This window comes from Micromonospora sp. NPDC053740 (assembly GCF_040677775.1).
GTDB lineage: Bacteria > Actinomycetota > Actinomycetes > Mycobacteriales > Micromonosporaceae > Micromonospora > Micromonospora alfalfae.
This window is the reverse complement of sequence record NZ_JBFASO010000001.1, coordinates 44,588-58,150: the sequence shown is the minus strand read 5'-3', so window position 1 is coordinate 58,150 and position 13,563 is coordinate 44,588. Positions and strand designations below refer to the sequence as shown.

At 73.3% G+C, this 13,563-nt stretch carries 9 protein-coding genes; 5 read left to right on the top strand and 4 right to left on the bottom strand.

Translation table 11 applies throughout. The annotated features are described in order from the left end of the window. The first annotated feature begins 97 nt into the window (after positions 1-97). The 3 genes from AB0K35_RS00255 to AB0K35_RS00245 all read left to right on the top strand — a co-directional run bounded on the left by AB0K35_RS00255 (position 98) and on the right by AB0K35_RS00245 (position 5,728). On the top strand, positions 98-1,054 hold the full coding sequence (locus AB0K35_RS00255; RefSeq protein ID WP_238669148.1) for a sugar kinase: 957 nt from the start codon (positions 98-100) through the stop codon (positions 1,052-1,054). A gap of 67 nt (positions 1,055-1,121) precedes the next feature. Next, entirely contained in the window at positions 1,122-1,730 is a 609-nt protein-coding gene (locus AB0K35_RS00250) for a bifunctional 4-hydroxy-2-oxoglutarate aldolase/2-dehydro-3-deoxy-phosphogluconate aldolase (RefSeq protein WP_238669149.1), read from the top strand. Positions 1,731-2,014: 284 nt separating this feature from the next. Then, entirely contained in the window at positions 2,015-5,728 is a 3,714-nt protein-coding gene (locus AB0K35_RS00245; RefSeq protein WP_363882405.1) for a S8 family serine peptidase, read from the top strand. A gap of 60 nt (positions 5,729-5,788) precedes the next feature. Here the strand turns inward: AB0K35_RS00245 and AB0K35_RS00240 are convergent, their stop codons facing one another. The 4 genes from AB0K35_RS00240 to AB0K35_RS00225 are packed head-to-tail and all read right to left on the bottom strand — an operon-like array spanning position 5,789 to position 10,672. Next, on the bottom strand, positions 5,789-7,846 hold the full coding sequence (locus AB0K35_RS00240; protein ID WP_363882402.1) for a penicillin acylase family protein: 2,058 nt from the start codon (positions 7,844-7,846) through the stop codon (positions 5,789-5,791). Then, complete coding sequence (locus AB0K35_RS00235; RefSeq protein ID WP_238669152.1) at positions 7,843-8,667, bottom strand: ABC transporter ATP-binding protein; 825 nt, start codon at positions 8,665-8,667, stop codon at positions 7,843-7,845. The genes AB0K35_RS00240 and AB0K35_RS00235 overlap by 4 nt, the downstream gene beginning before the upstream one ends. A 29-nt stretch (positions 8,668-8,696) precedes the next feature. Then, positions 8,697-9,725, bottom strand: a complete 1,029-nt coding sequence (locus tag AB0K35_RS00230; RefSeq protein ID WP_238669153.1) for an iron chelate uptake ABC transporter family permease subunit — start codon at positions 9,723-9,725, stop codon at positions 8,697-8,699. Next, positions 9,722-10,672, bottom strand: coding sequence for an iron chelate uptake ABC transporter family permease subunit (locus tag AB0K35_RS00225; protein ID WP_363883745.1), 951 nt, complete (start codon positions 10,670-10,672; stop codon positions 9,722-9,724). Before AB0K35_RS00225 ends, AB0K35_RS00230 begins: the two co-directional genes overlap by 4 nt. A 235-nt stretch (positions 10,673-10,907) precedes the next feature. Here AB0K35_RS00225 and AB0K35_RS00220 point away from each other — a divergent pair, with 235 nt between their 5' ends. After that, the gene (locus AB0K35_RS00220) at positions 10,908-11,939 is read left to right on the top strand and encodes an ABC transporter substrate-binding protein (RefSeq protein WP_363882399.1); all 1,032 of its coding nucleotides are present in this window, start codon (positions 10,908-10,910) and stop codon (positions 11,937-11,939) included. 80 nt (positions 11,940-12,019) lie between these two features. Then, positions 12,020-13,558 carry an aspartate aminotransferase family protein gene (locus AB0K35_RS00215; protein ID WP_363882396.1) on the top strand — a complete coding sequence of 513 codons (1,539 nt, stop codon included), beginning with the start codon at positions 12,020-12,022 and terminating at the stop codon, positions 13,556-13,558. The last annotated feature ends 5 nt before the right edge of the window (positions 13,559-13,563 follow it).

Here is a 13,563-nt window from a genome sequence, read left to right as displayed (position 1 = left end):
GCACCCCCGCCGCGAGGACGTGTGCCCGATGCCGACCGCCCCCCGACCTGACCGGCCGAGTGTTCCGGCAGGCCTCCCGTCGATCGAGGTGGCCGCCGTGGGGGAGACGATGGTGGTGCTCTGCCCCGCGCCGGGTGAGCCGCTCGAGCACGCAGAGCGGGTCGCCGTCTCGGTCGGCGGGGCCGAGTCCAACGTGGCCGGTTACCTGGCCCGCCTGGGACACCTGACGACCTGGGTGAGCCGGGTCGGCGACGACCCCTTCGGCCGGGCCGTCATCCGGCACGTCGCCGCCGCCGGCGTCCGCGTCGACCAGGTGTGCGTGGACCCGGCCGCCCCCACCGGCCTGTACGTCAAGGACCCTGGCCCGGAGGGGACCGCCGTGCACTACTACCGGGCCGGGTCGGCGGCCGCCCGGATGGACCCCGCCACGCTGGCCGACCCGGCGTTGGCCGGTGCCCAGGTGCTGCACCTGTCCGGAATCACCCCGGCGCTGTCCGCGTCCTGCCGGGCGCTGGTCGAGCACGCGGTGACCGACCGGCCGCTGGCGCAGGCGTTGGTCAGTTTCGACGTCAACCACCGGGCCCGGCTGTGGCCCGCCGAGCAGGCCGCGCCGGTGCTGCGCGACCTCGCCAACCGCTGCGACCTCGTCTTCGTCGGGCAGGACGAGGCGGAGACCCTGTGGGGCACCACCGACCCGACGGCCGTACGCGAGCTGTTGCCCGACCCGGAGACGGTTGTGGTCAAGGACGGCGCGGTGGGCGCCACCGCACTGGTCCGCGACGCCGAACCGGTCTTCGTGCCCGCGCCCCGGGTGACTGTGGTGGAGCCGGTCGGCGCCGGAGACGCCTTCGCCGCCGGCTACCTGGCCGGGCTGCTACGCGGCCTCGACCCGGTGCGGCGGTTGCGCCTCGGTCACCTCGTCGCGGCGCAGGCGTTGACCAGCAGCGGCGACAACGCCCCGGTCCCGCAGTGGGCCTGGTTCGAGAAACTCCTCGACGCCCCCGCCGACGCCTGGTCGCCACTCGACCTGACCGACCCGGGCGCGACGACCTGAGTCGGGTCGTCGGGTTGCGACCCGACCAGCAGCAACAGTCCCACCGCGACCTCGGATGGAGTGCACCATGACCACACCGGACTTCGACCACATCTTCGGCGGCGCCCGGGTGATGGCGATCCTGCGCGGCCTGCCGGTCGCCGAAACCGTTCGGCTCGCCGAGCGTGCCTGGGATCTCGGCATCGACGTGGTGGAGGTGCCGGTGGCCACCGCCGACGCGGTGCCGGCGCTGCGGGCCGCCGTCGAGGCGGGCGCCGAGCGCGATCGGATCGTCGGCGCCGGCACCGTGCTCGACGTCGAACAGGTCGCCGCGGCGGCCGACGCGGGCGCCCGGTTCACCGTCGCGCCCGGCCTGGACCTCGCGGTCGCCGACGCCGCCGCCGCGCGTGGCCTGCCGCACCTGCCCGGTGTGGCCACCCCGACCGAGGCCCAGCAGGCACTGCGGCACGGCCTCACCTGGCTCAAGGCGTTCCCCGCGATCTCCCTCGGGCCGGCCTGGTTCAAGGCCGTCGCCGGTCCGTTGCCACAGTTGCGCTTCGTCGCCACCGGCGGCCTCGACGCCAGCAACGCCGGCGCGTTCCTGCAAGCAGGTGTACGTGTGGTGGCCGTCGGCTCCGCCCTCTCCGACCCCACCCAACTCGACGCCCTAGCCAAGCTAACCCGCCCCGCCCTCTAACCCGCCCCGCCCCGCCCCGCCCCGCCCCGGCCCCGGCCCCGCCCCGGCCCCGCCCCGCCCCGCCGATCTTGCACTTACGGTCGCCGATGCGTCCTGATTCGCCACGTTGGTCGCGACACAAAGTGCAAGATCGGCGCGCGAGGTGGGTGGTGGCGCGCGGGGAGGAGGCGGGGTCGTGGCGGGGTTGTGCCATGGCGTAAGTGCGTCGGGGTTGGGGGCGGGGTTGGGGTGGGGTCTGCGTCGATGCTGTGGTGCGTACCACTTCTCGACACAAAGAGGTCATCGTGGCTCTGTCTCACCGGCGTCGCCGATCCGGGCTGATCGCCCTCGGCGCCGCCCTCACCCTGGCGGCCGGGTTCACACCACCCGGCACGGGAGCGGGCGCCGCCCCGCCGAACAACCCCGACCGCCCGGCGGGTCAACCCCCGGCCACCGCCGGGCGCGCGTCCACCGTCACCCTGATCACCGGTGACACGGTCACCGTCACCACAGCGGCGGACGGCAGCACGGTGTCGACGGTGCGCCGGCCGGACGGCAGCACCCCGAGCTTCCACCGCACCGTGCGCGACGGCGACACCTACGTCTACCCGGACGCCGCGCTGTCCTATGTGACCAGCGGCGTGTTGGACCGGCAACTGTTCAACGTCACCGATCTCATCGCCGACGGTTACGACGACGCGCACACCGACGCGCTTCCGTTGATCGTCACGATGACCGACGCGGCGGCCCGCAACCGCACCCGTCCCGCCGTGGACGGCGCCAAACTGGTCCGCCAGTTGGACAGCGTGCAGGGCGCGGCGCTGACCCGCCAGCGGGCCACCGCCGACCGGTTCTGGACCGCGCTGACCGCCGGTTCGGCCCGGCGTACGGGTGACGTCCCGACCCTGGCAGGCGGCATCGCCAAGGTCTGGTTGGACGGTCGGGTGCACGCCGACCTGGCCGAGTCGACAGCGCAGATCGGCGCGCCGAAGCTGTGGGCCGAGGGCAACAACGCCTCCGGTGTCGACGTCGCGGTGCTCGACTCGGGTGCGGACGCCGAACACCCTGATCTCGTCGGTCAGATCGCCGAGTCCAGCAGCTTCGTGCCCGAGGAGCCCGACATCCTCGACTACAAGGGCCACGGCACGCATGTCGCCTCGACGATCGCGGGCACCGGCGCCGCGTCCGGTGGCGCCGAGCGGGGTGTGGCCCCCGGTGCCCGGCTGCACATCGGCAAGGTGCTCAACAGCGAGGGCAGCGGGCAGGACTCCTGGATCATCGCCGGCATGGAGTGGGCGGCCCGGGAGCAGAAGGCCCGGGTGGTCAGCATGAGCCTGGGTGGCGAGTCCACCGACGGCAGCGACCCGATGAGCCAGGCGGTCGACCGGCTCAGCGCCGAGACCGGTGCCCTCTTCGTGATCGCCGCCGGCAACAGCGGCCCGGCGAGCATCGGCAGCCCGGGTGCAGCCAACTCCGCGCTCACCGTCGGTGCCGTCGACAGCACCGACCACCTCGCCGACTTCTCCAGCCAGGGGCCACGCGCCGGCGACGGCGGGCTCAAGCCCGAGATCACCGCCCCCGGCGTGGACATCCTGGCGGCCCGCTCGCACCTCGTGCGGGGCGGCGCCGGTGACTACACGCTGATGAGCGGCACGTCGATGGCCACCCCGCACGTTGCCGGCACCGCCGCGCTGGTCGCCGCCGCGCACCCGGACTGGACCGGTCAGCGGATCAAGGAAGCGCTGGTCAGCACGGTCAAGGCCACCCCCGAGTACACCCCGTACCAGGCGGGTGCCGGTCGGGTCGACGCGGTCGCCGCCGCGCACGCCACGGTCTTCGCCACCCCGAGTGCCTACTCCGGTTTCCAGGCGTGGCCGCAGCAGCCGGGCGCTACCGTCGACCGTACTGTCACCTACACCAACCTCGGCAGCGCGCCGGTGGCCCTGAAGCTGGCAGTCGACGCGTCCACCGCGCCGGCCGGACTGTTCGCGCTCTCCGCCGACCGGGTCACAGTGCCCGCGGGCGGCACCGCCACCGTGACGGTGACCGCCGAGTACGACAAGCTGCCGGTGGAGAAGCAGGTCAGCGGCATGGTCGTCGCCACCGACGACACCGGTGCGGTGCGTGGCCGCATCCTGATCGGGGCCGGCAAGGAGGGTCAGCGGCAGAACCTGACGCTTGTCGCCAAGGATCGGGACGGCAAGCCGCTCGTCGGCAAGGTCATCCTCACCGCCGACACCCTCTTCACCGCCGTGGACCTGCCCGAGAGCGGCACCGCCACGCTGCGGCTGCCGGTGGGAAGCTGGAACGGTTGGATCTCCGCGGACGTGCGCGGCGCGCACGGCCCGCACTCCAAGGGCATGGCGATGCTCAGCTTCACCGACGTGAACCTGGACCGCGACCGCACCGTCACCCTGGACGCGCGCGCCGCCCGACAGGTGCAGGCCCGGGTGCCGCAGGAGGCCACCGCCAGCGCGCTGCGGATGGACATCCACCGGTCCACGAAGAACGGTCTCACCGAGAGTCAGGTGCTGCCCGACGACTCGTACGACAGCATGTGGGCGTTGCCGACGAGCCGTCCCGTGACCGACGGCGAGTTCGAGTTCGGTGCCCGCTGGCGGTTGGAGCAGCCGGCCCTGACCGTTTCGGCGGGCGGTCGCTCGTACGACGATCTGTTGGTGAAGCGGGCGACCCCGGCGCTGCCGGCCGGTCGTCGCCAGTTGGACGCGGTCTACGTCGCCGACGCGTCGGCGGCGGGGCTGGCCAAGCGTCCGGTCCTTGACCGGGCCGTGGTGGTACGCCGCAGTGACAGTGTGGACATCGCCACCCAGGCGCAGGCCGCCGCGGCGGCCGGAGCGAAGCTGCTGCTCGTGGTCAACGACGGTGTCGGTCGGCTCCAGCCCTGGGACGAGTTCGCGTGGAGCCCGGAGAGCCCGGCCCCGGTTACCGTCGCCACCCTCGGCGCCGACGAGGGTGGGCAGCTCATCGCCGCGCTGGAGCGGGGCGCGGTGCGGCTCACCGTCGAGTCGCACCCGCAGACCGACTACCTGTACGACGTGGCGCACCACTGGACCGGCACGGTGCCGGCCGACCCCACCTACCGGCCCACGAAGCGGCAGTTGGCCCGGGTCGACGTGGAGTTCCGCAACTACCGGCAGGGCAAGGCGCTGGAGTTCCGCACCGACGTCTGGCGCGGCTGGGCGTCGAGCAACCAGGAACCGGCCCCGGCGCAGGGCCGACGCACCGACTGGGTGAGCGCCGACCAACTGTGGATCGACGACGCGTTCATCGCCGGCGAGACCGGGCAGCACCTGATGGCGGCGACCACGTACCCCGCCGGCAAGCCGAGCACCGTCACCTGGTTCGGGCCGATCCAGCGACCCCGGATGGGCGGCAGCTACGTGCCGGTCCGGTACCTGGACACCGTCTACCTGCCCGCGCCCGGGTGGGGCGACGGGGGCGGTCACATCGGTGAGGCGTACGCGAACTACGACATGGTCAACCGGACCACCCTCTACCAGGGCGACAAGGAGCTGAACTGGGGCAACGCCGAGTACCTCCAGGTCTCCGGGCTGGCGTCTCAGCGACTGCCGTACCGGCTGGTGGTGGAGAACGACAGGGCCGCGTGGACCAACCCGTACTCCCGGCAGACCCGCACCGAGTGGGGTTTCCACTCGGCGGTCACCGGGGAGGAGTCGGCCGAGGCGCTGCCGATGATCCAGCTGGACTACCAGGTGGCCATCGACTCCGCCGGCACTGCGTCGCGGCGGGCGCCGCTGACAGTTGTCGCCTCCCACTTGCCCGGCGTCACCGGCACCATCAACGCGGTGACCGTCGAGGTGTCCTACGACGACGGGGCGACCTGGCAGAAGCAGCGGCTGACCCGGCACGGCGACGGCTGGCGTGCCTCACTGGCCGCGCCGGCGAAGGCCGGTTTCGTGAGCCTGCGCGCCACGGCGCGGGACAACGCCGGCAACACCGTGAGTCAGAGCATCAGCCGGGCGTTCGGCCTGCGCTGACAGCACTGCGGCCGGCCGTCGCTCGGGGTGCCTCGCGCACCCCGGCGGCGGCCGGTGCCGTCAGCCCCGTTCCTCGGCGAGCTGGTCCCAGTCCGTGATGACCGGCAGCAGGTCGCCGGCCAGCCAGGCGGCGCTCTGGTCGTCGTGGTGCCTGTCGCCGGGCACCCCGCAGGTGCCCAGGGGGACCACCCAGCGGCTGTCCGAGCGGTGGGCCAGGTCCCAGACGAAGCGCGCCGCCGGCCCCCGGAAGCACCAGTGGGTGACCCCGGGCACGCTGGAGGTGGCCAACACGCAGTCGTGGTCACCGTCGAGCCGGGGGCCGGGCCCGGTGTCCGAGCCGGGCAGGGCCCGCCACGGCGCCAGCCGGTGCAGGTCCCCCCAGGGCACCTGCCGGGCTGCCGCGTCGGCGACCTCCTCGGCCGCCGCGCCCACCAGCGCGGCGATGTCCACACCGGGCATCGGGGTCGCGCCGAGCAGGTGCTCCAGCGCGTGACCGACCCGCGGCGTCAGCGCCAGCCAGGGCGCGAACACCTCGGGGTACGCGGGCGGCTCGGCCAGCGCGGCCAGCGCCGGGTGGGCGGCGATCCGACGTACGACAGCCGCCCGCAGGATGGCGTAGGCCGCCGCGTCCGTGCTGTCGGCGGCCATCCGGCGGTCCCAGCGCAGCAGCCGTTCACGCAGCGCGGCGGCGGCCGGACCGAGCCCCGTCGACTCGGCGAGGACCGCCAGCAGCGGCCCGGCCGCGCCCAGGTACGTGTCGGTGTGCACCGAGGCCATCTCGTCGGCCGTCCAGGCCGAACGGGCGTCGAGCAGCTCGGCGATGCGATGCGCCCGGTGCGGTGGGGCGAACTCCACACCGAGCGGTGCCGCCAGCCCGCGCTCGTTGGCCATCACCGACCTACCGACCACCTCGGCGCTGGGCATCGGCGCGTGCCAGCCCTGCCAGGCGTACGCGGTGTCCCATCCGGGGACCACCCGCCGACCGTTTTCCGGGTGCCGTACCGGCACCGCGCCGGCGACCCGGTGCAACAGCCCTCCGGCGGTGTCCGCCGCCTGCACCACGTTGACCGGCTCCACCCAGTGCCGCAGGGCGTGGTCGACATCGGCCACGGTCCGGGCGCGCAGCAGCTCCGGCAGCGTCGCGAAACCGAGGTCACCCCGGACCCGGGGCGGGTAGCGCAGGCTGACGGCACTCTCGTCGTCCGGCCCACCGGCGATCACCGGACCACGATCGGTCTCCACCACCTCGACCTCGACCGGGTCGGCCCCAGCCACCTCGATCGTTTCGACGTGGCGGTGCGCCGGTCGCCAGCCGTCCGGGCCGAGCGCCTGCACCCGGGGGCCGTCGCGGCGCAGCCGCTCCGCGTACACGTCCTGGTAGTCGGCCATCGCGTTGGTGATCGCCCAGGCCACCTGACCGGTGTGCCCGAAGTGCGCGATGCCCGGCACACCCGGCACCGCCAACCCGACCACGTCGTACTCCGGGCAGGCCAGCCGGATCTGCTGGTAGACGCCGGGATCCTCGATGAACCGGTGCGGATCGCCGGCGAGCAGCGCCGCCCCGGTGCCGGTGCGCTCGGTGGCGAGCAGCCACCCGTTGCTGCCGGCCACGGCGGGCCCGTCGGTGGCGAACCTGTCGACCGCGTCCGGCCCGAGCCGCTGCGCCACGTGCTCGCGCCAGAGCTTGCCGGGGAACCCGGCGAACAGGATGTGGTGGCCCAGCCAGACCGCGAGTGGCGTCCACGGCTCCCACCGACCCGGGCGCAGCCCGGTGGCGGCGAACTCCGGTGACCGGGCCGCCCCGGCGGCGAGGCTGGCGTTGACGCCGTCCACGTAGGCGCCCACCCACTCGGCGGTCGCCGGGTCCAGTGCCGCGTGGCAGCGGCGTGCGGTGTCGTCGAGCCGGACCTGCCGGACGAAGCGGTCCCAGCCGAGCGCGTCGGGGCCGAGGAACGCCGCGCTGGTGCCCTGGGCGCGGTGCCGTTCCACCTCGATCTGCCAGGCCCGGTCGTACGCGGTCACCCGGCCCTGTGCCGTGGCGAGGGCGAGCGGGTCGTCGGCCCGCAGGTGCGGAACCCCCCACGGGTCACGGAAACGCCGGGCGCTGCGCTCGCTCACGCCGGCTCCGGTGCCAGGGTGGTGGCCCGTCGTCGGGCCGCGGGGACGACCAGCGGGGTGCCCGTCTCCGGGTCGTCGATCACCCGGCAGGGCAGCCCGAACACCTCCGCCACCAGGTCGGCGGTGACCACCGACGCCGGCTCCCCGGCGGCCACCACCCGTCCGTCGCGCATGGCGATCAGGTGGGTGGCGTAGCGGGCCGCGTGGTTCAGGTCGTGCAGCACCGCGACAAGGGTGCGGCCCTGCTCCTCGTGCAACCGGGCGCAGAGGTCCAGGATCTCGATCTGGTGGGCGATGTCGAGGTACGTGGTCGGCTCGTCGAGCAGCAGCAGGGGCGTCTGCTGGGCCAGTGCCATGGCGATCCAGACCCGTTGCCGCTGCCCGCCGGACAGTTCGTCCACCGCCCGGTCGGCGAGGTCGTCGACACCGGTCGCGGCCATCGACTCCTCGACCACCCGTTCGTCCTCGCGGGACCACTGCCGCAGCAGCCCCTGGTGGGGGTAGCGACCCCGGGCGACCAGTTCGGCGACGCTGATGCCGTCCGGTGCGATCGACGACTGCGGCAGCAGGCCGAGTGTCCGGGCCACGGTGCGGGCCGGCAGATCGTGAATGTCGCGTCCGTCCAGCAGCACCGCACCGGCGCTGGGGCGCAGCATCCGGGACAGCGCGCGCAGCAGCGTCGACTTGCCGCACGCGTTCGGGCCGATGATCACCGTGAAGGACCTGTCGGGCACCGCCACTGTCAGGTTCTCGGCGATGGTGCGCTGGTCGTAGGCGAGGGTCAGCGCGGTGCCGCCGAGTCGGGAATCGCCGGGTCGCATGGGTGCTCCTTCGAGGGCGTCACTGGTGTTCACAGCCGGCCGGCCCGACGTTCCATCGCCAGCAGCCAGACCAGGTAACCGCCGCCGATCACGCCGGTGACCACGCCGACCGGGAGTTGGTGCCCGGCGAACGCGCGCTGCGCCGCAAGGTCGGCCCCGACCAGCAGCGCCGCGCCGACGGCCATCGACGGCAGCAGGTTCGGACCCGGGGCCCGGGTCAGTCGTTTCGCCACGTGCGGGGCGACGAGCGCCACGAAGGACACCGGCCCGGCGGCGGCCGCCGCGAACGAGACCAGCAGCACGGCGGCAGCGAGCAGTACCAGGCGCAGCCGGCGTACCGGCACCCCCAGGGCGCTGGCCGCGTCGTCGCCCAGCTCCATCATCCGCAGCGCCGGAGCGCAGCCGACGAGCACCAGCGGCGCCAACAGGACCAGGACGGCGAGCAGCGGCCCGGCGTTTGCCCAGCCCCGTCCGTCCAGGCTGCCGGTGAGCCAGAGCACCGCGCGGGCGGCTTCCATCAGGGGCGCCCGGGTCAGCAGGTAGCCGTTGACGCCGGTCAGGATCGCGGCCACCCCGATGCCGACCAGGATGAGCCGGTAGCCGTGCACTCCGCGCCGCCAGGCGAGCGCGTAGATCACCAGACCGGTGCCGAGGCCACCGACGACCGCCGCGCCGGCCAACGCCAGGCTGCTGCCACCGAGGACGACCACCACCAGCGCGCCGGTCGACGCGCCCTGGGTGAAGCCCAGAATGTCCGGGCTGCCCAACGGGTTGCGCACCAGCGACTGGAACACCGTGCCGGCGAGAGCCAACGCCGCGCCGACCAACACTGCGGTGACCAGCCGGGGCAGGCGCAGTTCGAGCACGATGAACTGCTCCGCCACGGTGCCACCGCCGGTCAGCGTGCGTAGCACGTCGGCCGGCCCCATCGGGTAGTCACCACTGCCCAGGGCCACCAGACCGAAGCCGGCCGCGAGCACCGCCGCGCCGGCACCGACGCCCAACGCGCGGGGTCGGAACCGCAGCGACAACCCCCATGAAGTACGCAGAACTGTCACGGTTGCGCCACCGGTCGGCGGCTGACCAGCCACAGGAAGAGCGGGCCGCCCAGCACGGCGGTCACCATGCCTACCTGGAGTTCTCCGGGGCGGCCCAGCACCCGGCCGAGCACGTCGGCGCCGAGCAGCAACGCGGGTGCGAGCACCGCGCAGTACGGAAGCAGCCAGCGCAGGTCCGGGCCGGTCAGGGCACGGACCAGGTGCGGCACGAGCAGACCGACGAAGACGATCGGCCCGCACGCGGCGGTCGCCGCGCCGCAGAGCAGGGTGACGGCGACGATGACGGCGGCGCGGATCAGCGCGGGTCGAGCGCCGAGGGCTCGCGCCGCGTCGTCGCCGAGCGCCAGCGCGTTCAGCGGACGGGCGGCACCGAGCGCGACCAGCAGCCCGACGATGATGAACGGCAGCACCCTGGTGACGGTCGCGGAGTCCGCGCTGGCCAGCGAGCCGACGGTCCAGAAGCGCAGCCGCTCCAGCGACGCGGTGTCCAGCAGCATCACCGCGCTCACGTAGGAGTAGAGGGTGGCGTTGAGCGCGGCTCCGGCCAGCGCGAGTCGGGCCGGTGTGGCGCCGCGTCCGCCGCCGACGGCGTAGACGAGCGCGGTCACCGCCGCCGCGCCGAGCAGCGCGAACCAGACGTACCCGCCGACGGCGGTGACGCCCAGGAACGCGGCGGCGGTGGCGACGGCCGCGGACGCGCCGGCGTTGATGCCGAGTAGCCCGGGGTCGGCGAGTGGGTTGCGGGTGAGGGCCTGCATGACCGCGCCCGCCACACCGAGGGCGGTGCCGGCGAGCAGCCCGAGCAGGGTGCGGGGCAGGCGCATCCGGTGCACCACCGCGTACTCGGTGGCGTCGCGGTGCAGCAACCCGGACCAGACGTCGGCGAGCGGCATGGCCTTCGCGCCGACCGCGATGCTGAGCACCACGATCACCGCGAGCAGTGCCACGGCGGTGACCAGCCCGGCGGCGCGGGCCGCCCGACGGTCACGCCGGCTCGGGGGTGCGGCCGCTTCCCTGACCGGCACGGGTGGTGCCGGTCGGGTGACTGTGGGTGTGGCGTCCAGTGTGGGCTCCGGGGTGGTGGCGACACGGCGTACCGCTGTTGACAATGACCGAGGTTAGGCTAACCTAACCCCGCTGCCCTGGTCGACCCCGGCCAACCCTTGATCGAAAGACAACACCATGCCCGATGCCCTGTCCGCCCGCCGCCTCTCCCGCCGTGGCCTGCTGGCCGCCGGTGGCGCTGCCACACTGGCCACCCTGCTCGCCGCCTGTGGCACTGACGACGCCGCGAAACCCGCCGCAGGCAACGGAAACGGCCCCTGGTCGTTCACCGACGACCGGGGCACGAAGGTGGCAGCGGCGGCCCGTCCGACCCGCGTGGTGGCCTTCACCGGCGTGGCGGCGGCACTGATCGATTTCGGTCTCGACAAGCAGCTCGTGGGCGTGTTCGGTGAGACCAAACGCGCCGACGGCACCGCCGAGCCGCAAGCCGGTGACCTGAACGTCGAGGGCGTCGAGATCCTCGGCAATGTGTGGGGCGAGTTCAGCCTGGAGAAGTACGCGGCGCTGCGCCCCGAACTGCTTGTCACCCACATGTACGACCCGGACGCGCTCTGGTACGTGCCGGACGAGAGCAAGGCCAAGATCCTCCCGCTGGCACCCAGTGTGGCGATCACCACCGCCCGGGTGCCGATGACCAAGCCCATCGAGCGGTACGCGGCGCTGGCCGAGTCGCTCGGCGCGGACCTGTCCGCGAAGAAGGTCACCGACGGAAAGGCCCGCTTCGACGCCGCCGCCGAGGCGGTCCGGCAGGCGGTCAAGGCCAACCCCGGGATCAAGGTTATGGCCTGCTCCGGCAGCCCCGACCTCTTCTACGTCTCCAACCCGAAGGTCAGCACCGACCTGATGTACTTCGCCGAGTTGGGCGTCGACATCGTGGTCCCCACCAAACTCGAAGCCGGCGACTACTTCGAGGCGCTGAGCTGGGAGAGCGCCGGCAAGTTCCCAGCCGACCTGATCCTGCTCGACAACCGCAGCACCGCCCTGCAGGCCAAGGACCTCACCGCCAAGCCGACCTGGCAGCAACTGCCGGCGGTCAGGGCCAACCAGGTGAGCCCGTGGGACGCGGTGCCCCGCTTCTCGTACGCCGGCTCCGCGCCGCTGTTGGAGAACCTCGCCACCGCCATCCGGAACGCGAAGAAGGTCAGCTGACGGAAACCACATCCCGAGGCGCATCGCCGCGCCCGGGGTGGGTTCCGGCTGCCCTCGTGGAGAACGTGGAAGGACATTCCGTGACCGTGCCGACGTACCCAGTCGAGAGCACCACGCCGCCACCGGCGTCAACCGCCGCGCGGGCCCAGCTGCTGCATGGCGGCTCGGTCGAGCAGTACCGCCGGACGATCGCCGACGGCGTCGACCGGGTCGCCCGTCGGGTGGCCACGGTGGACCGTCCCGGTACCGGAATCACGCCGGCCGAACTGGCCCCGCTTGTCGACCGGGTGGACCTGGACCGTCCGCTGGGCGACGCCGGCGCCGCCCTCGACGAGCTGGAGGACGTCTACCTGCGCGACGCCGTCTGGTTCCACCACCCCCGCTACCTGGCCCACCTCAACTGCCCGGTGGCCATCCCGGCGCTGCTCGGCGAGTCGGTGCTGACCGCCGTGAACTCCTCGCTGGACACCTGGGACCAGAGCGCCGGGGCCACCCTCATCGAGCGCCGGCTGATCGACTGGACGGCCGAGCGGATCGGACTCGGTCCGCATCCGGACGGGATCTTCACCAGCGGCGGCAGCCAGTCCAACCTCCAGGCGCTGCTGTTGGCCCGGGAGGAGGCGTGCGCCGACGCCATCGGCCCGGCGGCGCGCGCGGAACTGCTGCCCCGGCTGCGCGTGATCACCTCCGCTGCCGGTCACTTCAGCGTGCAGAAGTCGGCCAAGCTGCTCGGCCTCTCCCCGGACGCGGTCATCGCGGTGGCCACCGACACCCGGCGACGGATCAGCGCGGCCGCGGTCAGTGCGGAGATCGTGCGGTGCCGTCAGGCCGGGCTCGTGGTGATGGCCGTCGTCGGCACCGCCGGCACCACAGACTTCGGCTCGATCGACCCGCTCACGGAGCTGGCCGCGATCTGCGCGGCAGCCGACGTCTGGCTGCACGTGGACGCCGCGTACGGGTGCGGTCTGCTCGTCTCACCGACGCGCCGGCACCTGCTCGACGGCATCGAGCGTGCCGACTCGGTGACAGTGGACTTCCACAAGTCGTTCTTCCAGCCGGTCAGCTCCAGCGCGCTGCTGGTCCGCGACCGGCGGACGTTGCGGCACGCCACCTACCACGCCGACTACCTCAACCCGGCCCGGATGGTGGAGCAGCGCATCCCCAACCAGGTCGACAAGAGCTTGCAGACCACCCGCCGCTTCGACGCGCTGAAGCTATGGCTCACCCTGCGGGTGATGGGCCCGGACGCGCTCGGCGGGCTCTTCGACGAGGTCGTCGACCGGGCCGCCGACGCCTGGCAGCTGGTCAGCGAGGACCCGCGCTTCGAGGTGGTGACGCGCTCGGAGCTGAGCACTGTGGTGTTCCGTTACCTGCCCACCGGCCCCGGCCGGGAGTTGGCCGACGCCGCCAACCTGCACGCCCGGGAGGCCCTCGCGGCGTCCGGTCTCGCAGTGGTCGCCGGGACCCGGGTGGACGGCCGGCACTTCCTGAAGTTCACACTGCTCAACCCGGAAACCACAGTCGACGACGTCGGGTACGTGCTCGACCTGATCGCCACCCACGCCGGCCGGTACGTGCACGACCACGTCGACGCCGACCTGACCTGCCACGTCGGCTGACGCCG